Source organism: Streptomyces sp. NBC_00239, assembly GCF_036194065.1.
Lineage (GTDB): Bacteria > Actinomycetota > Actinomycetes > Streptomycetales > Streptomycetaceae > Streptomyces.
This window is the reverse complement of the sequence record NZ_CP108095.1, coordinates 6,399,373-6,426,010: the sequence shown is the minus strand read 5'-3', so window position 1 is coordinate 6,426,010 and position 26,638 is coordinate 6,399,373. Positions and strand designations below refer to the sequence as shown.

General features: G+C 73.6%; 26 protein-coding genes. 6 read left to right on the top strand and 20 right to left on the bottom strand.

The features are described 5' to 3' along the window. The first annotated feature begins 21 nt into the window (after positions 1–21). Positions 22–603 (top strand): pyridoxamine 5'-phosphate oxidase family protein, encoded by a 582-nt coding sequence (locus OG764_RS28245; RefSeq protein ID WP_328971239.1) that lies wholly within the window; start codon positions 22–24, stop codon positions 601–603. Between the two features lie 3 nt (positions 604–606). After that, positions 607–1,317 (top strand): L,D-transpeptidase family protein, encoded by a 711-nt coding sequence (locus tag OG764_RS28240; RefSeq protein ID WP_328971238.1) that lies wholly within the window; start codon positions 607–609, stop codon positions 1,315–1,317. 103 nt (positions 1,318–1,420) lie between these two features. Here OG764_RS28240 and OG764_RS28235 read toward each other — a convergent pair whose 3' ends face one another. From OG764_RS28235 to OG764_RS28205, 7 genes are all read right to left on the bottom strand, one after another. Then, positions 1,421–1,957 carry an arginine repressor gene (locus tag OG764_RS28235; protein ID WP_328971237.1) on the bottom strand — a complete coding sequence of 179 codons (537 nt, stop codon included), beginning with the start codon at positions 1,955–1,957 and terminating at the stop codon, positions 1,421–1,423. Positions 1,958–1,964: 7 nt separating this feature from the next. Next, positions 1,965–3,182 carry an acetylornithine transaminase gene (locus OG764_RS28230; protein WP_328971236.1) on the bottom strand — a complete coding sequence of 406 codons (1,218 nt, stop codon included), beginning with the start codon at positions 3,180–3,182 and terminating at the stop codon, positions 1,965–1,967. Further along, positions 3,179–4,096 (bottom strand): acetylglutamate kinase, encoded by a 918-nt coding sequence (gene argB, locus OG764_RS28225; RefSeq protein WP_328971235.1) that lies wholly within the window; start codon positions 4,094–4,096, stop codon positions 3,179–3,181. Before argB ends, OG764_RS28230 begins: the two co-directional genes overlap by 4 nt. After that, positions 4,093–5,250, bottom strand: a complete 1,158-nt coding sequence (gene argJ / locus OG764_RS28220) for a bifunctional glutamate N-acetyltransferase/amino-acid acetyltransferase ArgJ (RefSeq protein ID WP_328971234.1) — start codon at positions 5,248–5,250, stop codon at positions 4,093–4,095. Before argJ ends, argB begins: the two co-directional genes overlap by 4 nt. Positions 5,251–5,362: 112 nt before the next feature. Continuing rightward, complete coding sequence (gene argC / locus OG764_RS28215) at positions 5,363–6,391, bottom strand: N-acetyl-gamma-glutamyl-phosphate reductase (RefSeq protein WP_328971233.1); 1,029 nt, start codon at positions 6,389–6,391, stop codon at positions 5,363–5,365. A 57-nt stretch (positions 6,392–6,448) separates the two neighbouring features. Next, positions 6,449–7,228, bottom strand: coding sequence for an N-acetyltransferase (locus OG764_RS28210; protein ID WP_328971232.1), 780 nt, complete (start codon positions 7,226–7,228; stop codon positions 6,449–6,451). Positions 7,229–7,259: 31 nt separating this feature from the next. Then, entirely contained in the window at positions 7,260–8,705 is a 1,446-nt protein-coding gene (locus OG764_RS28205; protein WP_328971231.1) for an aminotransferase-like domain-containing protein, read from the bottom strand. On the opposite strand from OG764_RS28205, the gene OG764_RS28200 reads away from it, so the two are divergent. Together OG764_RS28200 and OG764_RS28195 are read left to right on the top strand one after the other, a co-directional pair. Continuing rightward, positions 8,704–9,660, top strand: a complete 957-nt coding sequence (locus tag OG764_RS28200; RefSeq protein WP_328971230.1) for a DMT family transporter — start codon at positions 8,704–8,706, stop codon at positions 9,658–9,660. The genes OG764_RS28205 and OG764_RS28200 overlap by 2 nt on opposite strands. Before the next feature lie 60 nt (positions 9,661–9,720). Further along, a complete protein-coding gene (locus tag OG764_RS28195; protein ID WP_328971229.1) occupies positions 9,721–9,918 on the top strand; it encodes a DUF1918 domain-containing protein in 198 nt (65 codons plus the stop codon). A 6-nt stretch (positions 9,919–9,924) separates the two neighbouring features. On the opposite strand, the gene OG764_RS28190 is transcribed toward OG764_RS28195, so the two are convergent. Further along, positions 9,925–11,274 carry a glycoside hydrolase family 10 protein gene (locus tag OG764_RS28190; RefSeq protein ID WP_443056076.1) on the bottom strand — a complete coding sequence of 450 codons (1,350 nt, stop codon included), beginning with the start codon at positions 11,272–11,274 and terminating at the stop codon, positions 9,925–9,927. Positions 11,275–11,447: 173 nt separating this feature from the next. Here OG764_RS28190 and OG764_RS28185 point away from each other — a divergent pair, with 173 nt between their 5' ends. Then, complete coding sequence (locus OG764_RS28185; RefSeq protein ID WP_328971228.1) at positions 11,448–12,320, top strand: 3-hydroxybutyryl-CoA dehydrogenase; 873 nt, start codon at positions 11,448–11,450, stop codon at positions 12,318–12,320. Between the two features lie 24 nt (positions 12,321–12,344). Here the strand turns inward: OG764_RS28185 and OG764_RS28180 are convergent, their stop codons facing one another. From OG764_RS28180 to infC, 10 genes are all read right to left on the bottom strand, one after another. Beyond that, on the bottom strand, positions 12,345–12,875 hold the full coding sequence (locus tag OG764_RS28180) for an NUDIX hydrolase (RefSeq protein ID WP_328971227.1): 531 nt from the start codon (positions 12,873–12,875) through the stop codon (positions 12,345–12,347). Between the two features lie 52 nt (positions 12,876–12,927). After that, on the bottom strand, positions 12,928–14,274 hold the full coding sequence (locus tag OG764_RS28175) for a transcriptional regulator (protein ID WP_328971226.1): 1,347 nt from the start codon (positions 14,272–14,274) through the stop codon (positions 12,928–12,930). Positions 14,275–14,690: 416 nt separating this feature from the next. Continuing rightward, positions 14,691–15,788: a PP2C family protein-serine/threonine phosphatase gene (locus tag OG764_RS28170; RefSeq protein ID WP_328971225.1), complete on the bottom strand. Its 1,098-nt coding sequence runs from the start codon at positions 15,786–15,788 to the stop codon at positions 14,691–14,693. Between the two features lie 228 nt (positions 15,789–16,016). Next, positions 16,017–18,545, bottom strand: a complete 2,529-nt coding sequence (pheT, locus tag OG764_RS28165) for a phenylalanine--tRNA ligase subunit beta (protein ID WP_328971224.1) — start codon at positions 18,543–18,545, stop codon at positions 16,017–16,019. Then, positions 18,545–19,672: a phenylalanine--tRNA ligase subunit alpha gene (gene pheS, locus OG764_RS28160; protein WP_328971223.1), complete on the bottom strand. Its 1,128-nt coding sequence runs from the start codon at positions 19,670–19,672 to the stop codon at positions 18,545–18,547. Before pheS ends, pheT begins: the two co-directional genes overlap by 1 nt. A 165-nt stretch (positions 19,673–19,837) precedes the next feature. Further along, positions 19,838–21,076 carry a sensor histidine kinase gene (locus tag OG764_RS28155; protein WP_328971222.1) on the bottom strand — a complete coding sequence of 413 codons (1,239 nt, stop codon included), beginning with the start codon at positions 21,074–21,076 and terminating at the stop codon, positions 19,838–19,840. Positions 21,077–21,130: 54 nt separating this feature from the next. Then, positions 21,131–21,988, bottom strand: coding sequence for a TrmH family RNA methyltransferase (locus OG764_RS28150; protein WP_328971221.1), 858 nt, complete (start codon positions 21,986–21,988; stop codon positions 21,131–21,133). 126 nt (positions 21,989–22,114) lie between these two features. Next, positions 22,115–22,501 carry a 50S ribosomal protein L20 gene (rplT, locus tag OG764_RS28145; RefSeq protein ID WP_043227974.1) on the bottom strand — a complete coding sequence of 129 codons (387 nt, stop codon included), beginning with the start codon at positions 22,499–22,501 and terminating at the stop codon, positions 22,115–22,117. Between the two features lie 100 nt (positions 22,502–22,601). Continuing rightward, the gene (gene rpmI, locus OG764_RS28140) at positions 22,602–22,796 is read right to left on the bottom strand and encodes a 50S ribosomal protein L35 (protein ID WP_328971220.1); all 195 of its coding nucleotides are present in this window, start codon (positions 22,794–22,796) and stop codon (positions 22,602–22,604) included. Between the two features lie 101 nt (positions 22,797–22,897). Further along, complete coding sequence (infC, locus tag OG764_RS28135) at positions 22,898–23,653, bottom strand: translation initiation factor IF-3 (protein ID WP_328973209.1); 756 nt, start codon at positions 23,651–23,653, stop codon at positions 22,898–22,900. A 326-nt stretch (positions 23,654–23,979) separates the two neighbouring features. Between infC and OG764_RS28130 the strand changes: the two genes are divergently transcribed. After that, positions 23,980–24,366, top strand: coding sequence for a DUF1844 domain-containing protein (locus OG764_RS28130; protein ID WP_328971219.1), 387 nt, complete (start codon positions 23,980–23,982; stop codon positions 24,364–24,366). A gap of 105 nt (positions 24,367–24,471) precedes the next feature. On the opposite strand, the gene OG764_RS28125 is transcribed toward OG764_RS28130, so the two are convergent. Further along, positions 24,472–25,212 (bottom strand): SseB family protein, encoded by a 741-nt coding sequence (locus OG764_RS28125; protein WP_328971218.1) that lies wholly within the window; start codon positions 25,210–25,212, stop codon positions 24,472–24,474. A 101-nt stretch (positions 25,213–25,313) separates the two neighbouring features. Further along, positions 25,314–26,480 carry a type VII secretion-associated serine protease mycosin gene (gene mycP / locus OG764_RS28120; protein ID WP_443056075.1) on the bottom strand — a complete coding sequence of 389 codons (1,167 nt, stop codon included), beginning with the start codon at positions 26,478–26,480 and terminating at the stop codon, positions 25,314–25,316. Between the last annotated feature and the right edge of the window lie 158 nt (positions 26,481–26,638).

Here is a 26,638-nt window from a genome sequence, read left to right as displayed (position 1 = left end):
GGCCGGGGAGATAATCCGGCCATGGGAAAGATCTACGAGCGCATAGACGGCCGGCTGCGTCAGTTCATCGAGGCACAGCCGGTGTTCTTCACCGCGACCGCCCCGCTGGCCGGTGACGGACACATCAACCTGTCGCCCAAGGGGCGCGCCGGCACCCTCGTCGTCATCGACGAACAGACCCTGGCCTACCTGGACTTCGGCGGCAGCGGCGCCGAGACCATCGCGCACGTCCGGGAGAACGGCCGGATCACCCTGATGTGGTGCGCGTTCACCGGGCCGCCGAACATCGTGCGCGTGCACGGCGACGGCGAGGCCGTGTTCCGCGACGACCCGCGCTGGGCGGAGCTGATCGCCCTGTTCGGGGACGCCGACGGGCCGTCCGCCCGCGCGGTCATCGTGGTGCACGCCCGCCGGATCGCCGACACCTGCGGCTACGCCGTCCCCTTCATGGACTACAAGGAGGAGCGCACGCTGCACGCCGAGTACTTCGGCCGCAAGACGGACGACGAGTTCGCGCAGTACTGCGAGAGCAAGGACTACGTGGGGCAGAGCCTGGACGGCCTCCCCGCGCTGCCGCTCCCGCTGCCGCCGCGTACCGTCTGACGCATGCGAACCGCTCTCCTCATCGGCTCACTGCTCGTCAGTGCCCTTGCCGGGCCCGCCCGTCCGGCCGAACCGGCCGCGCTGCCCGAACCGCTGCCCGCCCGGATGGCCGACACCGGCCGCGGCACCCAGCTGATCACCGCCGTCGCGTCCGGGACCGGCGCCACCACCGGCAAGGTGACGTGGTGGGAGCGGCGGGCCGGGCGCTGGGTCGCGGTCGGGAGCTCCGGGGCCCGCTTCGGCGCCAACGGACTCACCGAGGGCGCCACCCGGCAGCAGGGCACCAACACCACGCCCACCGGCCTGTACGCGCTGCCCTTCGCCTTCGGCGTCCGGCCCGCACCGGCGGGCACCCGGGTCCCGTACCGGCCGGTCCGCCAGGACTCCTGGTGGTGCCAGGACAACGCCTCCGCGTCCTACAACCGCTGGGTGGAGCCGCTGCCGGCCGACTGCACGGCCGCCGAGTCCGAGCACCTGGTGACCTACGCGCAGCAGTACGCGTACGCCATGGTGATCGGCTTCAACTACACGGAGCCGGTGCGCAATCGCGGCGCGGGCATCTTCCTGCACGTCAACGGCAAGGGCTCGACGGCGGGTTGCGTGTCGGTGCCGGAGGAGTCCATGCGCCGGATCCTGGCGTGGGCGGATCCGCGGCGCAGCCCGCACATCGCGATCGGCACCACCTCGGGCGCCACGGACATCACCCGCTACTGACCCGCCGGGACCCGGCGTGGGGGCCCGGCGTACGGAGCCGGCGTACGGGCCCCGCGCCCGCGGGCGACGGGCGCCCTCGCGGCGGAGCCGGCGCCCGTACGGCTCAGCTCTCCTTCTGCGCCAGCCGCAGGAGGTGGTCGGCGAGGGCCTGGCCGCCCGCCGGGTCACGACTGATGAGCATCAGGGTGTCGTCGCCGGCGATGGTGCCGAGGATCGCCTGGAGCTCGGCCTGGTCGATGGCCGAGGCCAGGAACTGGGCCGCGCCCGGCGGGGTGCGCAGGACCACGAGGTTGGCGGATGCCTCCGCCGAGATCAGCAGTTCGCCGGAGAGGCGCCGCATGCGCTCCTCCTTGGCCGACTCCCCCAGCGGGGCCTGCGGGGTGCGGAAACCGCCCTCGCTGGGCACCGCGTAGATGAGCTCGCCGCCCGTGTTGCGGATCTTCACCGCGCCCAGCTCGTCGAGGTCCCGGGAGAGCGTCGCCTGGGTGACGCTCAGCCCGTCGTCGGCGAGCAGCTTCGCCAGCTGGCTCTGGGAGCGCACCGGCTGCCGGTTGAGGATGTCCACGATCCGGCGGTGGCGGGCGGTCCGGGTCTGCGGGACGGCGGGGCCGCCGTGCTCGTTGTCCTGCGCCTGACTCATCGTCGTCTCATTCTCCGGATCGTCCGTCCCCGTAAGCTGCGTCGAGGATGCCGGGCAGCGCCTGCACGAACGCGTCCGCCTCGGCCTCGGTCAGTACGTACGGCGGCATGAGCCGTACGACGTCGGGGGCGGGCGCGTTGACCAGGAAGCCGGCATCCTGAGCCGCCTGCTGCACCTTCGGTGCGAGGGGCTCGGTCAGCACGATACCCAGCAGGAGGCCCGCCCCACGGACATGGGAGACGAGCGGGTGCTTCCCGGCCGGAGCGGACCCTTCGATTCCGGAGCGCAGCCGCTCCCCGGTCTCCTTGACCCGGTCGAGGAGGCCCTCGCCGGCGATGGTGTCGAGGACGGCGAGTCCGGCGGCGCAGGCGACCGGGTTGCCGCCGAAGGTGGTGCCGTGCTGGCCGGGCCGGAGCAGGTCCGAGGCCGGGCCGAAGACGGCGGTGGCGCCGATGGGCAGGCCGCCGCCGAGCCCCTTGGCGAGGGTGACGACGTCGGGCTCGACGCCTTCGTGGGCCTGGTACTCGAACCACTGGCCGCACCGGCCGATGCCGGTCTGCACCTCGTCGAGGACGAGCAGGGTGCCGGTGGCCCGGGTGATCTCGCGGGCGGCCCGCAGGTAGCCGGGCGGCGGGACGACCACGCCGTTCTCGCCCTGCACCGGCTCGATGATCACGAGGGCGGTGTCCTCGGTGACGGCCGCGCGCAGCGCCTCGGCGTCCCCGTACGGGACGTGCGTGACGTCGCCGGGCAGCGGGCGGAACGGCTCCTGCTTGCCCGGCTGCCCGGTGAGGGCGAGGGCGCCCATGGTGCGGCCGTGGAAGCCGCCCTGGGTGGACACCATGTGGGTGCGCCCGGTGAGTCGGCCGATCTTGAAGGCGGCCTCGACCGCCTCTGCACCGGAATTGCAGAAGAAGACGCGGCCGGGGCGGCCGAAGAGCTGGAGCAGCCGCTCGCCGAGGGCGAGGACCGGCTCCGAGATGTACAGGTTGGAGACGTGGCCGAGGGTGGCGACCTGGTCGGACACGGCCCGGACGACGGCGGGGTGGGCGTGCCCGAGGGCGTTGACCGCGATGCCGCCGACCAGGTCGGTGTACTGGCGGCCGTCGGCGTCCCAGACCTGGGCGCCCTCGCCGCGGACGAGGGCCACGGCGGGGGTTCCGTAGTTGTCGGTCAGCGTGTGCTGCCAGCGCTGTGCGTACGCCTCGTTGCCGCTGCCGTTCACTGCGTTCCCCCTTCGTTCTCGTGCTTCGCGTCGGGCACGACCATCGTGCCGATTCCTTCGTCGGTGAAGATCTCCAGCAGGATGGCGTGCTGCACCCTGCCGTCGATGACGCGGGCGGTGTGCACGCCGTTGCGCACGGCGTGCAGGCAGCCCTCCATCTTCGGGACCATGCCGCTGGACAGTTCGGGCAGCAGCCGTTCCAGTTCGGTGGCGGTGAGCTGGCTGATGACCTCGTCGCTGTGCGGCCAGTCCGCGTAGAGGCCCTCGACGTCGGTGAGGACCATCAGGGTCTCGGCTCCGAGCGCGGCGGCGAGGGCCGCGGCGGCGGTGTCGGCGTTGACGTTGTAGACGTGACCGTCGTCGGCGCTGCGGGCGATGGACGAGATGACCGGGATCCGGCCGTCGTCGAGCAGGGCCTCGATGGCGCCGGTGTCGATCGCGGTGATCTCGCCGACCCGCCCGATGTCGACGAGTTCGCCGTCGATCTCCGGGGTGTGCTTGACCGCGGTGATGGTGTGGGCGTCCTCACCGGTCATGCCGACGGCGAACGCGCCGTGCTGGTTGAGCAGCCCGACCAGCTCGCGCTGGACCACTCCGGCCAGCACCATCCGTACGACGTCCATGGCCTCCGGGGTGGTGACCCGCAGGCCCGCCTTGAACTCGCTGACCAGGCCCTGCTTGTCGAGCTGGGCGCTGATCTGCGGGCCGCCGCCGTGCACCACGACCGGCTTGAGGCCGGCGTGCCGCAGGAAGACGACGTCCTGGGCGAAGGCGGCCTTGAGCTCGTCGTCGATCATGGCGTTGCCGCCGAACTTGATGACGACGGTCTTGCCGTGGTGGCGGGTCAGCCAGGGCAGTGCCTCGATGAGGATCTGTGCCTTGGGGAGGGCGGTGTGTTTGCGCGCAGTGGTCATGAGCTGTAGGCGCTGTTCTCGTGTACGTACTCGGCGGTCAGGTCGTTGGCCCAGATGACGGCGGACTCGGTGCCGGTGGCGAGGTCGGCCGTGATGTGGACCTCGCGGTCCTTCATGGAGACCAGGTCGCGGTCGTCGCCGACGGAGCCGTTGCGGCAGACCCAGACGCCGTTGATGGCGACGTTGAGCCGGTCCGGGTCGAAGGCCGCCCGGGTGGTGCCGATCGCGGAGAGCACCCGGCCCCAGTTGGGGTCCTCGCCGTGGATGGCGCACTTGAGGAGGTTGTTGCGGGCGATGGAGCGGCCGACCTCGACGGCGTCGTCCTCGGTGGCGGCGCCGACGACCTCGATGCGGATCTCCTTGCTGGCGCCCTCGGCGTCGCCGATGAGCTGGCGTGCCAGGTCGGCACAGACCGCGCTGACCGCGTCCGCGAACTCCTGCTCGCCCGGCGTCACCCCGGACGCTCCGGACGCCAGCAGCAGCACGGTGTCGTTGGTGGACATGCAGCCGTCGGAGTCGACCCGGTCGAAGGTCGTACGGGTCGCGGCCCGCAGCGCCGTGTCCAGGGCCGCGCTGTCGACGTCGGCGTCCGTGGTCAGCACGACCAGCATGGTGGCCAGGCCGGGAGCGAGCATGCCCGCGCCCTTGGCCATCCCGCCGACCGTCCACCCGTCCCCGCCCGCCACGGCCGTCTTGTGGACCGTGTCGGTGGTCTTGATGGCGATCGCGGCGGCTTCCCCGCCGTCCGCGGACAGGGCCCGCGTGGCCGCCTCGATGCCGGGGAGCAGCTTGTCCATGGGCAGGAGCACACCGATCAGACCGGTGGAGGCCACGGCGATCTCGCCCGCGTTGTGCTCGCCGCCGAGGACGGCGGCCGCCTTCTCCGCGGTGGCGTGGGTGTCCTGGAAGCCCTTGGGGCCGGTGCAGGCGTTGGCGCCACCGGAGTTGAGGACCACCGCGGACACCGCGCCACCGCGCAGGACCTGCTCGGACCAAAGCACCGGGGCGGCCTTGACGCGGTTGGACGTGAACACTCCCGCGGCGGCCAGGCGCGGCCCGTGGTTGACCACGAGCGCCAGGTCCGGGTTCCCGTTCTCCTTGATGCCGGCCGCGATGCCCGCCGCCGTGAATCCCTGTGCTGCCGTGACGCTCACTGCATCTCCTTGATCGATCCGCCGTGGTGGCGGGTGATGTCACTGCCGCCCGCGCAGCGCGCCGGTGCGGCCTTCGTCCTCGTCCTCAGCCCGGTGGCTGCCCGTGGAACGCTCACGGAGCGACTCCGATCGTGGAAAGTCCGCAGGCCTCGTCGAGGCCCAGGGCGATGTTCATGCTCTGCACCGCGCCGCCGGCGGTGCCCTTGGTCAGGTTGTCGATGGCGCTGATCGCGATGATCCGGCCCGCCGATTCGTCGTACGCGACCTGCACCTGAACGGCGTTGGAACCGTAGACGGACGCCGTGGCGGGCCACTGTCCCTCGGGCAGCAGGTGCACGAACGGTTCGTCGGCGTAGGCCTTCTCGTACGCGGCGCGCACGGACTCCGCGGTGGTGCCGGGGACGGCCTTCGCGGAACAAGTCGCGAGGATGCCGCGCGGCATCGGCGCGAGGGTCGGCGTGAAGGACACCGAGACCCGGGAGCCGGCCACCGGGGACAGGTTCTGGATCATCTCGGGGGTGTGGCGGTGGCCGCCGCCGACCCCGTAGGGGCTCATGGAGCCCATCACCTCGGAGCCGAGGAGGTGCGGCTTGAGCGCCTTGCCCGCCCCGGACGTGCCGGTGGCGGCCACGATCACCGCCTCCGGTTCGGCGAGGCCGTCCGCGTACGCCGGGAGCAGGGCGAGGGTGACGGCGGTGGGGTAGCAGCCGGGGACCGCGACGCGCTTGGCTCCGGCCAGCGCGGCGCGGCCGCCGGGCAGCTCCGGGAGGCCGTACGGCCAGGTGCCGGCGTGCGGGGAGCCGTAGAACGTCTCCCAGTCGCCCGCGTCCTTGAGCCGGAAGTCGGCGCCCATGTCGACGACGAGCGTCTCGTCCCCGAGCTGCGCGGCGACCGCGGCGGACTGGCCGTGCGGGAGGGCCAGGAAGACGACGTCGTGTCCGGCGAGGACCTCGGCGGTCGTGGGCTCCAGCACCCGGTCCGCGAGCGGCAGCAGGTGCGGCTGGAGTCCGCCGAACCGCTGGCCGGCGTTGGAGGCCCCGGTCAGGGCGCCGATCTCGACCTCCGGGTGGGCCAGCAGCAGGCGCAGCAGCTCACCGCCCGCATATCCGCTCGCCCCGGCCACCGCGATTCGTACCACCATCGGACCCTCCTCCTCGATGGCATGACTATACGTATCGCTGCACTTTTATGCAAAGCCCTATCGGGGCGCGGCCGAGTCCCGGTGGAGCGGGTGCCGGACCCATACGTTCGGCTCCACGTAGACCGCGTAGCCGAGCTCCGGCTCGCAGTGGACCGGGGCGAGGGCGCCGGGGACCTCGACGGGGCCGCGGGTGTCGAAGGGCAGGCCGGTCCAGGCGCGCCAGTCGGCGACGCCCGCCGAGACGGTCATCGAGGCAGGGGCGACCTTCTCTATGGCGCCGCCCGCGCGGACGTGGACCCGCAGCCACGGGTCCTGGGGCAGGCCGTCCGGGCGGGTGCGGGCGGCGTACTCGTGGATGGAGGTGCCGGGTTCGGCGTGCTTGTGGCTGGGGCGGACCGGGGCGACGATCTCGGCGAAACCGCGGGCGCGGGCGTTGTCGCGCATCGCGGCCAGCATCCGGCCGGAGAGCCCGGCGCCCTGGCGGCCGACGGCCACGGTGATCTCGATGGCGCTGACGGTGTCCGGCTGCACGCCGTGGCGCAGGTCGGAGAAGGCCCACAGGAAGATCTGGTCCCAGCCGCGGTCCGGGAGCTCGCCGCGGCCGGGGCGGTTCAGGGCGAAGGGCAGGCTGAAGCCGCGGGCCACGATCTCGTCGCCGTCGGTGGCGACGAGGACGTAGTCGGGGAGTTCCGTGACGATCCGGCCGTACAGCAGCCAGCCCAGCGGGTCGTGGAGCACGAACTCGGGCCAGGTGTCCTTCATGTCCCACAGGGCCCCGGCCAGTTCGGGGCGCTCGGCGAGGGTGGTGATGCGCAGGGTGTCGGCAGTGTCGTTCATGGCCGCAGGCTAGGACCCGGATCGACCATGATCAACACGTTTCCGTACCCGGCAGGCCGCCGCAGTCCGCGAGGCGGCGCACGGCCTCCGCGAGTTCGGCGGCGCCGGAGACCCCGGCGAAGCTCAGGCGCAGGTGCGGGGCGGGGGGTTCGGCGCTGAAGAAGAGGCGGCCGGAGGTCACCGCGACCCCGCCGCGCAGCGCGGCCGCCGCGTACCCGGCCTCGTCGGCGCCGTCGGGCAGCCGGGACCAGAACTGGTAGCCGCCGTCGGGCAGCCGGGCGGGCGACAGCGCGGGCAGGTGCCGGCGCAGCTCGTGGGCGAGCACGTCGCGCCGGTGCCGCAGCTCGGCCCCGACGGCCCGCAGGTGGCGGGGCCAGGCGGGCGATCCGACGAGTTCCAGGGCGGCCTCCTGGAGCGGGCGCGGCACGAAGAAGCTGTCGACGACCTGGATCGCGCGCAGCCGGTCCAGGACCGGCCCGCGGGCGGCGAGCGCGCCCACCCGCAGGCTGGGCGAGGTGGCCTTGGTGAGCGAGCGGATGTGGACGACCACCCCGTCCGGGTCGTCGGCGGCCAGCGGCGGCGGCAGCGGCACCGCGTCGTCGTGGCCGAGGTGGCGGGCGTAGTCGTCCTCGACGACGAAGGCGCCGGCGGCCCGGGCGATCCGCATGACCTCGGCGCGGCGGACGTCCGAGAGCACCGATCCGGTGGGGTTCTGGAAGAGCGGCTGGCAGATGAAGACGCGGGCGCCGGTGGCCTCGAAGGCCGCCTCCAGGAGTTCGGTGCGTACGCCGTCCCCGTCGGCGGGCACGGGCACCGGGCGCAGTCCGGAGGCGCGGGCGATGGCGAGCATGCCGGGGTAGGTCGGGGACTCGACCAGGACGGGGGCGCCGGGCGGGGCTAGCGCGCGCAGGGCGGTGGTCAGGGCGCTCTGGCCGCCGGCCGTGACGAGGACGTCGGCGGCGGAGGCCTGGCCGCCGATCTCGCGGGCGAACCAGTCGCGCAGCTCGGGCAGGCCCTCCAGGGGCGGCCGGGTCCAGGCGCCGGGGCGGCGGCCGGCCCGGGCGAGGGCGGCGGCCATGGCCCGTTCGGGCTGTACGGACGGGTGCAGGTAGCCGCTGTTGAGCCCGATGACCCCGGCCGGCGGCACGGCCAGGCAGGCCAGCACGCCGAGCGCGTCGACCGAGCGCGGCACGCTCTCCCCGGCGGGCTCGGCGCTGAGGGTGACCTCCTGCCAGGAGGTGTCGCCGGGTACGGCCGGCCCGGTGCGGGGTTCGGCGCGGAAGGCGCCCGCGCCGGGCCGGGTGACGACGAGCCCCTCGGCGGCGAGCCGGGCCAGCGCCCGGGTCACGGTCACCGGACTCACCCGGTAGCGCTCGACCAGCGCCCGGCTCGACGGCAGCTTTCCACCGATCGAGTAGCGGTCGAGCTCCGCTCGCAGGGATTCTGCCAACTCCGCCACACTGCTACGCTCGTTCATGAGAGCACAGAATAGCGCTACCCCTTCACAGGCGATAGCGGTCCCGGCGCCAGGGGCCGACCGCGGCCCGGAGGACGCACACGGGCACGACGACGGCGTCGGCGGGGCCGGGCGGGGCGCGGTGTGGGCGGCGCTCGGCGTCGCCGCCTTCTCGCTGACCTTCCCGTCCACCGCCTGGGGCCTGGAGAGCTTCGGCCCGTGGTCGCTCGTCGCGCTGCGCGCCCTGCTCGGCGCCGCCGTCGCCGGCGCCTTCCTGGCCGCCCGCCGGGTCCCGGTCCCGGCCCGCGCGCACTGGCCGGCGCTGGCCGTGGTGGCCGGCGGGGTCGTGCTCGGCTTCCCGCTGCTGACGACCCTGGCGCTGCGCACGTCCAGTACCTCGCACGCGGCCGTGGTGATCGGCCTGCTGCCCCTGACCACCGCCGTCTTCGCGGCCTTCCGCAACGGCACCCGGCCCTCGCGCACGTTCTGGGCCGCGGCCGTCGCCGGCGCCGCGGTGGTGCTCGCCTTCACGCTCGGCCCCGGCGGGGGCTCCCTCGCGCCGGGCGACGGCTACCTCTTCGCGGCGCTGCTCGTCTGCGCCGCCGCGTACGTGGAGGGCGGCCGGCTGGCCCGGGTGCTGCCCGGCTGGCAGGTGATGGGCTGGGCGCTGGTGCTGTGCGTGCCGCTCGCGCTGGCTGGCGCCGCCCTCGCGCTGCCGCACGAGCCGGTCCGGCTCTCCTGGCACGGGGTGACCGGCCTGGTGTGGGTGGCCGCGGGCTCCACCTTCTTCGGCGGGTACGTCTGGTACCGCGGCATCGCCGAGATCGGGGCGGCCCGCGCGAGCCAGCTCCAGCTCGCCCAGCCGCTGCTCACCCTGGTGTGGTCGGTGGCCCTGCTGGGCGAGCGCCCCACCGCCGCGGCGCCGTTGACGGCCGTGGCGGTACTGGTCTGCATCGCCGTCACCCAACGGGCTTAAATGGCCCGAATCGCCGTAAACTGCTTTCACCGGAACACCCCGCCTCGGAGGAGGTCACCAATGCGCGCGACCGAGGGCGACCAGCTGGTGCAGCACGGCAGAGTCGTGGGACAGCACGACAAGGTGGGCGAGATCACCCAGGTGCTCGGCGAGAACGGCACCCCTCCCTACCGCGTCCGGTTCCAGGACGGCCACGAGGCAGTGATGTCTCCGGGCCCCGACTGCGTCGTACGGCATCCCGCCGAGCCCGCACACTGACACGACTCAGCGCGGCGGCACCGCCGTCGGGTAGTGGTCGGCGACGACCCTGGCCATGGCACCGTTGGCATCCGCGGCCACCTGTTTCGCGGAGAAGAACACGTGGCCGCGGACCTCGGGATGGCGCGCGGCGAGCGTCAGGTGCCGGGACAGCTCCGCGGGCTGCCGCCAGGCGGGCGTGGGACTGTCGGCGGCGCAGCGGTACAGGGCCTCCCCGACGTACAGGTCCACCCCGGTGCCCCGTACCGTCTTCGCCCACCACGGTACGAGTTCGGCGTAGTCGGCCGCGGTGTTGCCGATGTGCCAGTACAGCTGCGGGGTGATGTAGTCGACCCAGCGCTCGACGACCCAGCGGCGGCTGTCCGCGTACAGGTCGTCGTACGTGCTGAGCCCGGCGGTCTGCGAGCCGCGCGGGTCGGCGGACTTGTTCCGCCAGATCCCGAACGGGCTGATCCCGAAGCGGGTGCCGGGGCGCAGCTCCCGGATCCGCGCGGACGTCTCCCGCACGAGGCTGTCGGTGTTGTGGCGCCGCCAGCCGGCCCGGGACGCGAAGTCGCCGCCGTACTCCCGGTAGGCGTCGTCGTCGTCGAAGCTCTCGCCGGCCACCGGGTACGGGTAGAAGTAGTCGTCCCAGTGGACGGCGTCGAGCGGATAGCGGGCGACCGCGTCGAGCACGGCCTCCTGGACGAAGGCGCGGACCTCCGGCAGGCCGGGGTTGTAGTAGAGCTTGCCGCCGTAGGCCACGACCCACTCGGGATGTCGGCGCGCCGGGTGGCCGGCGACCAGCCGGGACGGGTCGGTGTGGTTCGCCACCCGGTACGGGTTGAACCAGGCGTGCAGCTCCAGCCCGCGCGCGTGGGCCTCGTCCACCGCGGTCGCCAGCGGGTCCCAGCCCGGGTCGCGGCCCTGCTCCCCGGTCAGCCACTGCGACCACGGCTCCAGCTCCGAGGGCCACAGGGCGTCGGCGGTCGGGCGCACCTGGAGCACGACGGCGTTGAGGCGGCGCTCGACCGCGGTGTCGAGCAGGCTCAGGAGTTCGGCGCGCTGGCGGGCAGCGCTCAGGCCGGACCTGGAGGGCCAGTCCACGTTCTGCACCGTCGCGATCCACATGCCGCGGAACTCCGGCGTGACACCGCCCGCCCGTCCGCCCGCTCCCGCCCCGGCCGTCCCGGCGGCCGGCCCGCCCGCTCCCGGCCTGCCGGGCCCGGACGCGTCCGCCCCGGCCGCTCCGCCCGGTCCGGCGGCCGGCCGGCCCGCCGCGGCCGCCGGTCCCGCGCCGCCCGCGCCCGCTGTCACCGCGCCGGCCAGCGCCCCGGCCGCGCCCGCCAGCAGACCCCTGCGCCCCATGTGCGTCACGCAATGCTCCCGTCTCACAGAGTGACGAAGATCTCTACCCGACAGAATGCCCGCCCCGGCCCCCATGGTGGTGACGACTCGGGAGTAACGTCGGGGGGCGTGGCGGGCGCCGGAGTGCAGTTATCACTGCCGGATCGGGGGACCTGCCGGCGGACGACCTGGAAAGGCACGAAGTGACTGACCTCCCTACCGACATCACCCGCGTCGGCGTAGTGGGCTGTGGCCAGATGGGCGCGGGCATCGCCGAGGTGTTCGCCCGCAGCGGCCTTGAGGTCAAGGTTGCCGAGACCACCGGCGAGGCCTTGGAGATCGGGCGCACCCGGCTGTACAACTCGCTGACCAAGGCCGCCGAACGCGGCAAGATCAGCGAGGAGGAGCGGGACGCGACCCTGGCCCGCCTGACGTTCACCACCGACCTCGGCGAGTTCGCCGACCGTGACCTCGTCATCGAGGCCGTCGTCGAGAACGAGCAGGTCAAGACCGAGATCTTCCAGGTGCTCGACCAGGTCGTCACGCGGCCTGACGCGATCCTCGCCTCGAACACCTCCTCCATCCCGCTCGTGAAGCTGGCCGTGTCGACCTCCCGCCCGGACCAGGTCATCGGCATCCACTTCTTCAACCCGGCGCCGGTGCAGAAGCTCGTCGAGCTGATCCCCGCGCTGACCACCGGCGACCAGACGGTCAAGCGTGCCGACGCGCTGGTGCGCGACGTGCTGGGCAAGCACGCGATCCGCGCCCAGGACCGCTCCGGCTTCGTGGTGAACGCGCTGCTCATCCCGTACCTGCTGTCCGCGATCCGGATGTTCGAGTCCGGCATCGCGAGCCGCGAGGACATCGACAACGGCATGGAGATGGGCTGCGCCCACCCGATGGGCCCGCTGAAGCTCTCGGACCTGATCGGCCTGGACACGGTCGCCTCGGTCGCCGACTCGATGTACGCCGAGTTCAAGGAGCCGCTGTACGCCGCTCCCCCGCTGCTCCAGCGGATGGTCGACGCGGGCCGCCTCGGCCGCAAGACGGGCTCGGGGTTCTACCCGTACGGGTGATCCGGCCCGCGCCGTCCGCGCGGCTCAGCCGAGCCGCAGGTGGTGCAGCATGAGGAGACCGGCCGCCATGTTGGCGGCCGGTACCTCACCCCGCGCGATCATGTCGGGCACCAGCTTGAGCGGGACCCACTCCCGGCGCGAGGACTCGAAGTCGTCCTCGGGGTGCCCGGTGTAGGTGGCGCCGTCCGCCCAGTAGAGGTGGTGGCGGGCGTCGGTCAGGCCGTTGGAGGGTTCGACGGTCATCAGGTGGTGGAGCGGGCCGGGGCGCCAGCCCGACTCCTCCTCCATCTCGCGGGCCGCGGCGCGGGCGATGTCCTCGCCGTCCTCGACCACGCCGGCGGGCAGCTCCCAGCCCCAGCTGTCGGTGATGAAGCGGTGCCGCCACAGCAGCAGCACCTCGTTGGCCCCGTTGACCGCGGTCGCGACGGCGACCGGCCGCATCCGGATCACGAAGTGGTCCAGGTGCCGGCCGTCGGGCAGCTCGACATCGGCCAGGTTCACTCGGAACCAGCGATTCCCGTACACGTTCTGCTCACTCAGATTCGTCCACTGCACTGTTCTGCCACCTTCCAATCGAGTAGGTGGCAACATGGCAGCAGCTGTCACGTCACAGGGGAACGCGCAGCGCTCCGTCGATGAGCTCGGCGGTCTCCTCCGCCCCGGTACAACCGCTGGTCAGGAGCTGTTCCCGGACCGCCCGCAGCCGGTCCCGCAGCCGGTGCGACTCCATCCCCCGGGCCCGCTCCGCCATCTCGGCCGCCGCCGCCACCGCGCGTTCCGCTTCGCCCTGCCGCAGCTGGATCTCGCAGAGCATCGCCAGCCGGTGCACCCGGCCCCGGTCGTGCGCCGGCGTCCCCGCCGCCGCGGCCGCCTGCTCGTACGCGGCCGGAAGGTCCCCCAGACTCAGCAGCGCCTCCGCCACCTGGACGTTCACCAGCCCCGGCTGGACGTAGCCGGTCTCGGCCGGCTCGGCGCCGCGCCGGATCCGCTCCGCGGCCGCCTCGGCCCGCCCGATGCAGGCCAACGCGGCCGGGGTGTCCCCGAGTTGCGCGTACGCCTTCGCCTGCATCGCGTACAGGTCCGCGGCCAGCGCCGGGGTGGTGTGCCGGCCCGCGGACCGCAGCGCCGCCTCCGCGAAGGCCACCGCCTGCCGGAACTCCCGCAGGTGCAGCGACTGGTTGACGATCAGCGCGATGACGTACGCGCCGAGCCCCCGGTCCCCGCTGGCCTTCGCCAGGCGCAGCGCCTGGTGGAAGTAGCGCTGGGCGAGCCCGTGCGCGTCCGAGTCGTACGCGCAGATGCCGGCCACGGCCACCAGCGAGCCGGAGGCCCGGTGCAGTTGGCGGCCGAGGTCGTCGGAGTAGCTGCCGCGCAGCAGCGGGGCGGCCTCGCTGCCGAGGAACCGCACGATCCGGGCCCGGGTCGCCAGGCCGCCCGCCCGGCGGTACATCAGCTCGTAGTGCGCGCGGGCCGCCCGCAGGATCTCGATGTGCTCCGGGCCGACCCGGGTGGGCCCGGAGCGCGAGACGTCGGCGTCCTCGGGCGGGTTCTCCCACTCCCACACCGGTATGACGGCGGGCGTACCCGTCACGGCCGCCGCCGCGAGCTGCTGCGGGCGGCCCTGTACGTCGCACCGCCACAGGGCGGTGGCCCGGTCCACGAAGCCGCTCAGCGGGCAACCGTGCGCCTCCGCGGCGGGCAGGCCCGGCACGCCGAGGCCGATGTCGTCCAGGCTCAGCGTCCGCTTCAGCCGGCGGGCGAGCACCTCGCAGATCAGGTCGGGCACCTGGCCGCGGGGGCGCTGGCCCTTCAGCCAGCGGGCCACCGCGGTGTGCTCGTAGCGCAACGCGAGTCCGCGGGCCCGGCCCGCCTGGTTCACGTGCGCGGCCAGACCGGCGTGGGACATGCCCGCCTCCACGAGGAGGGCGTCGAGCAGGGCGTTGTGCTGCTGCATGGGCCGCTCCATGGGCTCGTCGGACTCAGCCTAGACCGCGGGGCGTTGGGAGGAGACGCGCTTGCCGCGGCCGCCTGGGACACGGTGTGCAGCGCCTTGTCGGTTGCGGTTCACACGGGGTGGGCGGTGCCCGGTTCACGGGGTGTGCTGTGCCCGGTTCACGGGGTGTGCTGTGCCCAATTCACACGGGGTGTGAACCCGGTGCGCGCATAAATGCGTTTCGCACCCTGCCGCGGGCGGGCCGGGGCCGGTTGACTGAAGCGCCTCGCCAAGAGGCAGCCCGGGCCGTCGGCTCCCCCTCGTACAGTGCGACGGCCCGGTACCGCGTCGCCCGCCCTGCTGTCTGCCCGACACTCCATGGCAGGGCGGGCGACGCACCTGCGGCAGCCGCGATCAGGCACCGTTCTCGGGACCTGTCAGGTCCCGTGCGGAGTCGCTGCCCGGCACACCGCCTGCCCGTGCGGTGGTGCGGGCACCAGGCGGCGGTCGTTGCGCACCACCAGCAGGGCGACATCGTCGGCGAGTCGCCCGCTGGTGTGGCGTAGCAGCGCGGCGTGGACGCCGGCCACCAGGCCGGCCGGCGAGAGCGCACCCGCGGCGCCGGCCGCCTCGGTGAGGGCGGCGCGCAGCGGGAAGTACCCGCCGGTGTGGTCGCGGGCGTCCTCGGCCCCGTCCGTGTGCAGGAACAGCGCCTCGTCGGGGAGCAGCCGGGACCGCAGCTGGGCCGGCAGGTCGGCGGGCAGCGGGAAGGCGCCGAGCGGCGGCAGCGGGTCCTCGCCCGACAGGACTTCGGCGTACCCGTCCCGGCCGGCCGGGCACTCCCCCGGCAGCCGGCGGAGCCGGTAGGGCCAGGGGTGCCCGCAGTTGAGCGCCTGCAGCCGCCCGTCGGGGGCGATCTCCAGCAGCAGGACCGTCACGAACTCCTCGGCGACCGGGCTCTCCGGCTCCCCTGCGCAGGCCGCCGGGTGTTCCGCCCGGACCCGCTCCCGCAGGTAGCGCTGGAGGGCCCGTTCCATCCGGCGCAGCACCGCGGCGAGCTGCTGTTCGTCGTGGGCGGCCTCCCGGAAGCTGCCGAGGACGGCGGCGGCCGCGCCGAGCGCGGGCAGCCCGTGCCCGCGTACGTCCCCGATGACCAGCCGGACCCCGTAGGGGGTGGCCACCGCCTCGTACAGGTCGCCGCCGACCGCCGCGCCGCGGCTCGCGGACAGCTGGGCGGCCGCCAGGGCCAGCCCCTCCATCCGGGGCGGCAGCGGCCGCAGCAGCACCTGCTGGGCGGCTCCGGCGATCTCCTGGGTGCGGCGCAGCTCGCCGAGCAGGCACTGCCGGATGTACAGCGCGGTGCCGGTGGCCAGCAGCAGGAACGCGGCGACGCTCACCAGCCGGGCGAGCAGCGCGTCCGGGGCGGGGGCGCACAGCTGCCAGGAGACCGCCGCGCCGCCCCAGGCCACCACGGCCATCCGGCGGAACTGGGACACATCACCGGGCGCGGTGCACCGCGTCCTCGTACGGGTCATGCCGGCGACCTCCCCGAAGGCTCTTCGTCTGGGCGGGCCGGTGACTCTGCGTTTCCCCCTCGGCCGGATCGATTGTGTCGATCGTCCGGTTCTGCTCAGGGGTTCGCCGGGACTTCTCACCCGAACGAGTGAGGGGCGCACCCGGTCTCCCGGGTACGCCCCTCAGTGATCCTCACGGACCGTGGCCGTGGCGCCGGCCGTGGCCGTGCCGGAGGCCGTGACCTGCGGTCAGGCGCCGCGCAGCACCGCTCCGGTGCGCTCGGCGGCCAGCGCGACCGCCGCGTCGCGGGCGGCCGTGGACTCCTCGGCCGTCAGCGTCCGGTCGGCGGCGCGGAAGCGCAGCGCGTACGCGAGCGACTTCTTGCCCTCGCCGACCTGCTCGCCGGTGAACACGTCGAACAGCCGCAGCGATTCGAGGAGTTCGCCGGCGCCCTTGCGCAGCGCGGCCTCGACCGCGGCGGCGGGCACCGACTGGTCGACGATCAGCGCGACGTCCTGGGTCGCCACCGGGAAGGTGGAGATCCTGGGCGCCTGCAGGGCCTCGCCGCCGGCCGCCGCGAGGCGGTCCAGGTCGATTTCCATGGCGCTGGTGCGGGCCGGCAGCCCGAGCTCCTTGACGACGCGCGGGTGCAGCTCACCGGCGTGACCGATGACCTGCTCGACGCCGTCGAGGGTGACGAGCAGTTCGGCGCAGCGGCCCGGGTGCCAGGGACCGTACTGGCCCTGCCGGACCACCAGTTCCGCGCCGGCCTCGGCGGCCAGCGAGCGGGCCGCCTCGACGCTGTCCGCCCAGTCGGCCGGGCGGCCCTTGCCCCACCAGCCGGCCTGCTCGCGCGCCCCGGCCAGCACGACCGCGGCGTGCCGCGGCTGCGCGGGCAGCGCGGCGTTGAGGGTGGCGACCTCTTCGGCGGTGGGCCGGCGGTCGACGGGCAGCCGTACGGCGACGCCCGCGGTCGCACCGGCCCGGAAGACCAGACCGGTCTCGAACAGCGCGAGGTCGTGGCTGCCGCGGCTGTCGTTGCGGCGCAGCGCGCCGAGCAGGCCCGGCAGCAGGGTGCTGCGCAGCGCCGGCTCCTCGTCGGAGATCGGGTTGACGAGGGTGACGACCTGGCGGGTGACGTCGTGCGCGGGCAGCTGGAGCTGGTCGAAGACCTGCTGTCCGAGGAACGGGTAGTTCAGCGCCTCGACGTAGCCGGCGCCGGCCAGTGCGCGGCCGACCCGGCGGTGCAGCTGCTGGCGGCCGGTGAGGCCGCGGCCCGACGGAGGCTGCGGGAGGGTCGACGGCAGGTTGGCGTAGCCCTCCAGCCGGATGACCTCTTCGGCCAGGTCGTTGGGCTCGCGCAGGTCGGGGCGCCACGAGGGCACGGTCACGACGAGCTCGTCCTGCCCGTAGACGTCGCAGCCGACCTCCTGGAGGCGGCGTACGACGGTCTCGCGGCCGTAGTCCACGCCGGCGACCTTGTCCGGGTGGTTCGCCGGCATGGCGATGGTGTGCGGCGCGGCGGGGGCCATCACCTCGGTGACGCCCGCCTCGGCGGTGCCGCCGGCCAGCAGCACGAGAAGGTCGACGGTCCGCTGGGCCGCCGCGGCGGCGGCCTGCGGGTCGACGCCGCGCTCGAAGCGGCGGGAGGCCTCCGAGGACAGCTTGTGGCGGCGGGCGGTGCGCGAGATCGACAGGGCGTCGAAGTGCGCGGCCTCGACCACGATGTCGGTGGTGCCCGTGACCTGGCCGGTCTCGGGGTCGGTCACCGGGTCCGCGATCTCGGTGTCGGCGCCGCCCATGACACCGGCGAGGCCGATCGGCCCGCTGTTGTCGGTGATCACCAGGTCCTCGGCGTCGAGGGTCCGCTTGACCCCGTCGAGGGTGGTGAACTTCTCGCCCTGCTCCGCGCGGCGGACCCCGATGGGGCCGTCGACCCGGGTGCGGTCGTAGGCGTGCAGCGGCTGGCCGAGCTCCAGCATCACGTAGTTGGTGATGTCGACGGCGAGCGAGATCGGGCGCATGCCGGCCTTCTGGAGGCGGCGCTTGAGCCAGATCGGGGACCGGGCGTCCGGGGACACGCCGGTCACGGTGCGGGCCGTGAAGCGGTCGCAGCCCTGCGGGTCGGAGACCTTGATCAGGTAGCCGTACGAGTTCGGGGCCGGGACGTCGAGCAGCGCCGGGTCGCGCAGCGGCAGGCCGTACGCGGTGGCGGCCTCGCGGGCCACACCGCGCATGGACAGGCAGTAGCCGCGGTCCGGGGTGACGGCGATGTCGAGGACCTCGTCGACGAGCTCCAGGAGTGCGATCGCGTCGGTGCCGACCTCGTGCTCCGGGGGGAGCACGATGATGCCGTGGGTGCCGTCGTCGCCCATGCCCAGCTCGTCGCCGGAGCAGATCATGCCGTGGGAGGTGCGGCCGTACGTCTTGCGCGAGGCGATCGCGAAGTCGCCGGGCAGCACGGCGCCGGGGAGCACCACGACGACCTTGTCGCCGACGGCGAAGTTCCGGGCGCCGCAGACGATCTCCTGCGGCTCGCCGGTGCCGTTGGCCTGGCCGACGTCGACGGTGCAGAAGCGGATCGGCTTGCGGAAGCCCTCGAGCTCCTCGATGGTCAGCACCTGGCCGACGACCAGGGGGCCCTTGAGGCCCGCGCCGAGCTGTTCGACGGTCTCGACCTCGAGACCGGCGTCGATGAGCTTGGCCTGTACGTCACGACCGGTCTCGCCCGCAGGCAGGTCGACGTATTCCCGCAGCCAAGAAAGCGGGACCCGCATCAGATCTCCATCCCGAACGGCCGGGTGAACCGGACGTCACCCTCGACCATGTCTCGCATGTCTTCGACGTTGTGGCGGAACATCAGCATCCGCTCGATGCCGAACCCGAAGGCGAACCCGCTGTACTTCTCGGGGTCCACGCCGCAGGCGGTCAGCACCTTGGGGTTGACCATTCCGCAGCCGCCGAGCTCGATCCAGCCCTCGCTGGAGCAGGTGCGGCACGGACGGTCGGGGTTGCCCACCGACTCGCCGCGGCACACGTAGCACTGCATGTCCATCTCGGCGGACGGCTCGGTGAACGGGAAGAAGTTCGGGCGCAGCCGCGTGGTCATGTCCGCGCCGAAGAGCGCCTGCACCATGTGGTCCAGGGTGCCCTTCAGGTCGGCCATGGTCAGGCCCTCGTCCACGGCGAGCAGCTCGACCTGGTGGAAGACCGGGGTGTGCGTCGCGTCGAGCTCGTCGGTACGGAAGACCCGGCCCGGGCAGACGACGTAGACGGGGGGCTCCCGGTCGAGGAGCGTGCGCGCCTGCACCGGGGAGGTGTGGGTGCGCAGCACGACGCCGGACTCGTCGCCCTCGGTGCCTTCCGGCCCGCGGACGAAGAAGGTGTCCTGCATCTGGCGCGCGGGGTGGTCGGGCGTGAAGTTGAGGGCGTCGAAGTTGAACCACTCCGCCTCGACCTCGGGCCCTTCCGCGACCTCGTACCCCATGGCCACGAAGATGTCCGCGATGCGGTCCATCAGCGTGGTCAGGGGGTGGCGGGCGCCCGCCGGCACGCGGTCGTAGGGCAGCGTGACGTCCACTGCCTCCTCGACCAGCACGCGCTCGTCGCGCTCGGCCTCGAGCTCGACGGTGCGCGCCCCGAAGGCCTTGTTCACGGCGCCGCGGGCCTGTCCGACCCGCTTGCCCGCCTCGGCCTTGGCCTGCGGGGGCAGCGCGCCGATCTCGCGGTTGGCGAGCGCGAGCGGCGAGCGGTCGCCCATGTGGGCGGTCTTCGCCTCGCGCAGCGCTTCGAGGTCGCCTGCGTCGGCGAAGGCGGCGAGCGCCTCGTCCCGCATGCGCTCGATCTCTTCCGGTTTCAGTGCCTCGACCTCGACAGGGTCGTACGACTTGTTCGGTGCCGACATCTCTTCCCGTACTTCCGATGGGCTGGCTGGAGGTCCCCGCCCGGCTGCGTACCTGACGGACTGCGTCAGGCTCGTCACAGGGACGCAAAGGTGCCAAAGGACGAGTCTACGGGCCGCGGGAGGTGAAGGGGCCCGTGGGCCGCCTGGCGAGACTCCCGGTGGTGGCTAGGAGAGGTAGGCCGGCGCGCTCACGGGCAGGGTAAATCGGAATTCGGCGCCGCCGCCGGGGCCTCGGCCGACCGTGATGCCGCCGCCGTGCGCCTCGACGATGCCCTTGACGATGTACAGGCCCAGGCCGGTGCCGCCGCGCTTGCTGCCCCGCCAGAAGCGGGTGAAGACGCGCCCCATCGATTCCTCGGGGATGCCGGGGCCTTCGTCGGTCACGGTGACGGCTGTTCCCTTCACGGCGGGCTCGGTGTGCTTGAGCTGGGCGGGTGCCACCTCGATGGTGACGGTTCCCTCGCCGTGCCGCACCGCATTTTCGAGGAGGTTGCCGAGCACCTGGTCGATCTTGTCGGGGTCGGCCCACAGGTCGGGCAGCGGGCGCCGGATCCGGACCAGGAAGCGTTCGGGGGCCTGCCCGTTCGCCGTGAGGGCCTGGATGTGCCGGCCGACCGCCGTGCCGATGTCCACGGGCTGGCGGCGCAGCTCCAGGCGGCCGGAGTCGATCCGGGAGATGTCCAGCAGCTCGGCGATCAGCCGGGTGACCCGGTTGGCGTCGGCGTCGACGGTCTCCAGCATCAGCCGCTTCTGGTCGTCTGTGAACCGCTCCCACTTGGCCAGCAGGGTCGCCGTGAAGCCCTTGACGGAGGTCAGCGGGGAGCGCAGTTCGTGGGCGACGGTCGCGATCAGCTCGGCGTGGCTGCGCTCGGTGCGGCGCCGGGCCTCGGTGCCGCGCAGGGTGATCACGAGGCGGCGCACCGGGCCGGTGGGGTGCTCGCGCACGTACCGGGCGGAGACGAGCACCTCGCGGCCGCCGGGGAGCAGCAGGTTGCGCTCCGGCTGGCCGCGGCGGGTGGCGAGGCCGCCGTACGGGTCGGTGAGCGCCCACCAGCGGCGGCCTTCGAGGTCCTCCAGCGGCAGGGCGTGCTCGATGCGGGTGCCGAGCGCGGTGCGCGGGTCGACGGCGGTGATGCGGGCGGCGGCGCGGTTGAAGCAGACGACCCGGCCGGCGTGGTCGGCGACAACCAGGCCGTCGGGCAGGTCGTCCGGGTCGAGCCCGAAGGGGTCCGCCGCGCCGAAGGGGTCGGCGGCGCCGGGCTGCGCTCCGGGGGCGGCGGCGGGGCCCGCGGCTGCGGGTGCGGCGCGGTCCGGGCCGGGGAGGGGCTGGCGGGGCACGGCGCCGGGCACCGTGCCGGGCGCAGCCTCGTGCACGTGCGGCGAGCTGTTCGTACCGACGGTCATGTCCCCGTACCCCACATCTCCGAGTGCGCAGTGGGCCCCCGGGCCGCCACATTACTAGCTGGGGGTGACGGAGCGGCACCCTCCGGGCGCCCGCTGTGCACGCGCCGAGGCGTACAGGCACACCGCGGCGGCGGTGGCGAGGTTGAGGCTCTCGGCCTTTCCGTGGATCGGCACCCGCACCACGGCGTCGGCCAGGGCCCGGGTCTCCTCGGGCAGGCCCCAGGCCTCGTTGCCGAAGACCCAGGCGGAGGGGCCGCCCATGGTACCGGCGTCGAGTTCCGCGTCGAGGTCGTCGGTGCCGGCGCCGTCGGCGGCGAGGATCCGTACGCCGGCGGCCCGCAGCCCCTCGACGGCCTGCTCGACGGGTACGCCCACGGCGACCGGGAGGTGGAAGAGGGAGCCCACCGAGGCCCGTACGGACTTGGGGTTGTACAGGTCGACGGAGGCGTCGGTGAGCACCACCGCGTCGGCGCCGGCGGCGTCGGCGCAGCGCAGCACGGTGCCGGCGTTCCCGGGGTCGCGGACGTGGGCGAGGACGGCGACCAGCTTGGGCCGGGCCTTGAGGATCTCCTCGAAGGGCGAGTCCAGGAAGTGGCAGACGCCGACCAGGCCCTGCGGGGTGACGGTCTGCGAGACCTCGGCGAGCACCTCGTCGGCGGCGTAGTGGACGCGGGCGCCGGCGGCCAGGGCCGCGTCGATGATGTCGGCGTAGCGTTCGGCGGCCTCGACGGTGGCGAACAGCTCGATCAGGGTCGCGCCCGCCTCGCCCCGGTGCTCGACGGCCTCGCGGACGGCCTGCGGCCCCTCGGCGATGAACCGGCGCTCCTTGGTGCGGAAGTTGCGCCGCGCGAGTCGGCGGGCGGCGGCCACCCGGGGGGATCGCGGGGAGATCAGCTCGGCGGGGGTTGCCATGGGGGTCGGCTCACTTCCGTACGTGCGAAGGGGTCGTTCAAACGCACCGGACCCGCAGGCGCGTGGCCTGCGGGTCCGGGCTGATGCCTACGAGGCGGTGTTCGGCCTCGTCGAAGGGGGCCTGAATCAGGCGGCGGCCTTCGGGGCGTTCACGTCGGCCGGAAGCGCCTTCTGGGCAACCTCGACGAGCGCGGCGAACGCGTTGCTGTCGTTGACGGCCAGCTCCGCGAGGATCTTGCGGTCCACCTCGATGTTGGCGGCCTTCAGACCCTGGATGAGGCGGTTGTACGTCATGCCGTTCTGGCGGGCAGCGGCGTTGATGCGCTGGATCCACAGCTGACGGAAGTCGCCCTTGCGCTTCTTGCGGTCGTTGTAGTTGTAGACCAGCGAGTGGGTGACCTGCTCCTTGGCCTTGCGGTACAGGCGCGAACGCTGACCGCGGTAGCCGGAGGCCGCCTCGAGGATCGCCCGGCGCTTCTTGTGGGCGTTTACTGCCCGCTTGACGCGTGCCACTTTTAACTCCTTGTAGCGGGGCCGTGGTTGTGTTCACACGGCCCGAATTCGATGGGGTCCCGGTGTTGACGTCCGCTCCCGGGTGCGGGAGCGGTGGACGTCACTTGCCGAGAAGCTTCTTGATCTTCGCGGCGTCGCCGGGGGCCATCTCCGCGGTGCCGGTGAGGCGGCGGGTCAGCTTGGACGACTTGTGCTCGAGCAGGTGGCGCTTGCCGGCGCGCTCACGGAGCACCTTGCCGGAGCCGGTGATCTTGAAGCGCTTCTTGGAACCGCTGTGCGTCTTGTTCTTCGGCATGGCGCCGTAGTCTCCTCGTCGGTGGCGCTCCCACCGGTCCTTGCGGACCGGCACCGGGAGCGTCAGTTGTGTCGGTTGATCCGGGGCAGGCTGCTCCGGAATCAGGCCTCGGCGGATTCCTCAGCTGCGGTTTCCTCAGCTGCGGGCGCTTCGGCCTCGAGGGCCTCGGCCTCGGGCGCCTCGTCGACGACGTCCTCGTCGGACGCCTCCGCGGGCAGGCCCTGGGCCTGGCGCTCGGCCTTGCGGGCGGCCTGCGCCTCGCGGGCTTCGGCCATCGCCTCGGTCTTCTTCTTGTGCGGACCGAGAACCATGATCATGTTTCGGCCGTCCTGCTTCGGGTTCGACTCGACGAAACCGAGGTCCTGGACGTCCTCCGCCAGACGCTGCAGCAGTCGGTAGCCGAGCTCCGGCCGGGACTGCTCGCGACCACGGAACATGATCGTGATCTTGACCTTGTCGCCCTGCTTGAGGAACCGGACGACGTGACCCTTCTTGGTGTCATAGTCGTGCGGGTCGATCTTCGGCCGGAGCTTCATTTCCTTGATGACCGTGTGCGCCTGGTTCTTGCGCGCCTCACGGGCCTTCATGGCCGACTCGTACTTGAACTTGCCGTAGTCCATGAGCTTGCAGACCGGAGGCCGTGCCGAAGCCGCGACCTCGACCAGGTCCAGGTCGTACTCCTGGGCAAGCTCCAGCGCCTTGGCAAGCGGAACAATGCCGACCTGCTCGCCGCTGGGACCGACAAGTCGCACCTCGGGAACGCGAATCCGGTCGTTGATGCGGGGCTCGGTGCTGATGGATCCTCCTCGGTTGCACCAACGGCTGTCTGGAGGACAGCCGCTTGACGTCTGTGTCATCAGACCAACCGCGCCGGAACATGAAAAATGCCCCGGTACGGACACAGGCAGGGCTCCATGAAAACCGGAACACCGCCGCATGTACCGCGCGGGGCGCAACTCGGGCAGCTTTCCATCGTCCGTACGGAACGATGGATACCGCCTGACCGGTGACCCGCCGCCCCGGAGGACGGTCAGGTGGGAGAACGGAGCCTCCACTTGTGGGCCGGGGACACACGTCTCCGGCCGGTCGTCACACAAGGTTAGCAGCACCGCGGCGCGGGCGCTAACCGGGTGGACCGGACCGGCTTCGTCCGCTGCCACCCGTCCGGCTTATCGTGTGAGGCATGACTGACGCGACGCCCCCCACCGCCCCCGAGGCCGGCCAGGCCACGGACGCCCCCGACTACGACGCCATGACCCGCGACATCGCGGACGTGCCCGCGGTCGAGGTGATCACCACGGTGGCCGTGCACCTGCTCAGCGCCGCCGCGGTCAACCTGGGTCTGGACAAGCCGGACTCCGAGCACAAGGACCTCGACGAGGCCCGCAAGCTGATCACGGCGCTGGCCGGCCTGGTCACCGCGAGCGCCACCGAGATCAGCTCCTTCCACGCGGCCCCGCTGCGCGACGGCCTGAAGTCCCTGCAGCTGGCCTTCCGCGAGGCGTCGATCGTCCCGGACGAGCCGGGCCAGGGCCCGGGCGAGAAGTTCACGGGCCCGGTCTTCTCCTGACCCCTCGCTCTTCCCCACCTCCTGATCCACACCTGACGAGGCCGCCGCCCGGACACGCTGTCCGGGCGGCGGCCTCGTCGTTTCGCGCGGTACGCCCGCCCGCGGTCAGCGGGTGAAGAGCGGTTCGCCTGGGGGTGCGGGGGCCGCGGCCGGCAGCAGGGCCAGGTTCAGGCCCCGTACGAGCCGGGCGCGCAGGGTCTCGTCGGCGGCCAGCGCCTGCGCGACCCGGCGGGCGGCCGCCGGGGCCTGCGTACCGTCCACGAGGACGATCGCGAGGATGCCGTCGGCGTCCGGGCCGCCCGGGGCGAGGTGGGCGCGCACGACGGCCGGCTCGGCGGCGACCGCGGCGCGGACCGCGGCCGTGACGGCCGGGTCGGCGAGCGGGTCCGCGGAGGTGCGGCCCTCGGCGAGCGCGCGCAGGGCCGCCCCGGTCAGCTGGTAGGCGACCGGGCCCGCCATGTCGAGGACGACGGTGTCCGCCTTCTCGTGGGCGGCGGCCTGCAGCGCCTGGTGCAGGGGCACGGCCACCGGCCGCGCCTGCGGGTCCCAGCGCGCGAGCGACTCGGTCGAGGTGAAGGCGGGCAGGGCCCGCCGGTCGCCGGCCCGCAGGGTGGGGACGGCCATGTCGCTGGTCTTCTCGCGGCGCAGCCCGGTCTCCGGGTCCTCCTCGACCTCGCCGAGCACGGCGACGACGGGGACGAGGAGCCGCGCGCCCGCGAGGGCGGCGAGGACTTCCGGCTCGGTCGATCTGTCCTCGGCCCACGCGGCGAGCGCCGCGCTCAGCCGGGGGTCGGCGGAGCCGTCGTCGTCGGGGAAACCGGAGTCGGGAATGTTCTTCAGGGCCACAATCACCCGACCCTATCCCCTCCCGCCCGGCCCCCCGCAGCCGCCGCTCACCGCCGGGCGGGCTCGGGGAAGCGGGGCACGCCCCCCTTCCCCGAGCCCGCCTACCCGGGGTCCGGGTGCCGCCTGCGGCGGCGGCCGAGGGCGAGGCCCGCGGCGAGCAGGACGACGCCGGCGCCGCCCGCCGCGAGCGCGGGCAGCCGGACGGCGTCGTGGGGCGGGCCGGGGCGCTTCGGGCCGGGGCCGAAGTAGCGCCGGGGGTAGCCGGCGGGCACCGGCACCGCGGGTTCGGGCCGCAGCCGGGCGGCGGCGGCGAGGGCGGCCGCCGGGTCCACCAGGCCATGGCCGCGGCTGTCGTCGCGGCCCCCCTCGGGGGCGTCGCGCGCGGTCTCGGAGAGCAGGTCCTTGATCTGCGCGGGCGACAGCGCGGGGTAGGCGGAGCGCAGCAGGGCGGCGGTGCCGGAGACGAACGCGGCGGCGGCGCTGGTGCCCCAGCCCTCGTAGTAGCTGCGGTCGGGGTCGGCGATGACGATGTCGACGCCGGGGGCGCTGACGGTCGCGTACCAGTGCCGGGTGGAGAAGGAGGCCTTGGTGTCGTTGCGGTCCACGGCGGTGACGGCGATCACGCCGGGGTAGGCGGCCGGGTAGGAGACCCGGTCGCCCTGGCGGCCGCCGTTGCCGGCCGAGGCGACGACCACGATGCCCTTGCCGAGGGCGTACTGGACGGCCTCGTCCTCGGCGGCCTCGTGGTGGGCGGACTCGCTGTCGTCGCCCAGCGAGAGGTTGATCACGTCGGCGCCGTGGTCGGCGGCCCACCGGATGCCCTCGGCGAGTGCGCCGCCCTTGCTCTGGCGGGCCTTGGCCCGGCCGGGGTCGCCCTCCTCCAGGATCACGCGTACGGGCAGGATCCGGGCGCCGGGTGCGATGCCGAGGACGCCCTGGCCGCGGCCGGGGCCGTGCCCGTGGCCGGCGATGATGCCGGCCATCGCGGTGCCGTGGCGGGCCCAGCTGCGCTCGCCCCGGTCGGCGCCGAAGCCGACCAGGTCGGTGCCGTCGAGCACCTGGCCGCGCAGGTCGGGGTGGGTGGCGTCGACTCCGGTGTCGAGTACGGCGACGGTGACGCCGTCGCCGTCGGTGGTCTGCCATGCCTCGTCGGCGTGCAGGGCGGCCAGCGCCCACTGCCGGTCGCGGATGCCGTCGGCGTGCGCGGGGGCGGCTGCGGTGGCGGTGGCGGCTGCGGTGGTGAGGCCGAGGACGAGTGCCAGGCTCACGGAACGGCCGGCCCGGCTCGTCGGGCGTCCGGGGCCGCTCGTCGGGTGTGCGGCCCCGCTCGTCGGGCGTGCGGGGCCACTCGTCGGTGCGGCCCCGGACGTCGGGCGTCCGGCCACGGACGTCGGGTGTGCGGCCCCGGACGTCGGGCGTGCGGCTC

Coding starts and splice junctions, on each gene's coding strand:
- OG764_RS28245 (WP_328971239.1), top strand. CDS start 22: ATGGGAAAGATCTACGAGCGCATAGACGGCCGGCTGCGTCAGTTCATC.
- OG764_RS28240 (WP_328971238.1), top strand. CDS start 607: ATGCGAACCGCTCTCCTCATCGGCTCACTGCTCGTCAGTGCCCTTGCC.
- OG764_RS28235 (WP_328971237.1), bottom strand. CDS start 1,957: ATGAGTCAGGCGCAGGACAACGAGCACGGCGGCCCCGCCGTCCCGCAG.
- argB (WP_328971235.1), bottom strand. CDS start 4,096: ATGACCACTGCGCGCAAACACACCGCCCTCCCCAAGGCACAGATCCTC.
- argC (WP_328971233.1), bottom strand. CDS start 6,391: ATGGTGGTACGAATCGCGGTGGCCGGGGCGAGCGGATATGCGGGCGGT.
- OG764_RS28210 (WP_328971232.1), bottom strand. CDS start 7,228: ATGAACGACACTGCCGACACCCTGCGCATCACCACCCTCGCCGAGCGC.
- OG764_RS28200 (WP_328971230.1), top strand. CDS start 8,704: ATGAGAGCACAGAATAGCGCTACCCCTTCACAGGCGATAGCGGTCCCG.
- OG764_RS28205 (WP_328971231.1), bottom strand. CDS start 8,705: ATGAACGAGCGTAGCAGTGTGGCGGAGTTGGCAGAATCCCTGCGAGCG.
- OG764_RS28195 (WP_328971229.1), top strand. CDS start 9,721: ATGCGCGCGACCGAGGGCGACCAGCTGGTGCAGCACGGCAGAGTCGTG.
- OG764_RS28175 (WP_328971226.1), bottom strand. CDS start 14,274: ATGCAGCAGCACAACGCCCTGCTCGACGCCCTCCTCGTGGAGGCGGGC.
- OG764_RS28170 (WP_328971225.1), bottom strand. CDS start 15,788: ATGACCCGTACGAGGACGCGGTGCACCGCGCCCGGTGATGTGTCCCAG.
- pheT (WP_328971224.1), bottom strand. CDS start 18,545: ATGCGGGTCCCGCTTTCTTGGCTGCGGGAATACGTCGACCTGCCTGCG.
- pheS (WP_328971223.1), bottom strand. CDS start 19,672: ATGTCGGCACCGAACAAGTCGTACGACCCTGTCGAGGTCGAGGCACTG.
- OG764_RS28155 (WP_328971222.1), bottom strand. CDS start 21,076: ATGACCGTCGGTACGAACAGCTCGCCGCACGTGCACGAGGCTGCGCCC.
- OG764_RS28150 (WP_328971221.1), bottom strand. CDS start 21,988: ATGGCAACCCCCGCCGAGCTGATCTCCCCGCGATCCCCCCGGGTGGCC.
- rpmI (WP_328971220.1), bottom strand. CDS start 22,796: ATGCCGAAGAACAAGACGCACAGCGGTTCCAAGAAGCGCTTCAAGATC.
- infC (WP_328973209.1), bottom strand. CDS start 23,653: ATGACACAGACGTCAAGCGGCTGTCCTCCAGACAGCCGTTGGTGCAAC.
- OG764_RS28130 (WP_328971219.1), top strand. CDS start 23,980: ATGACTGACGCGACGCCCCCCACCGCCCCCGAGGCCGGCCAGGCCACG.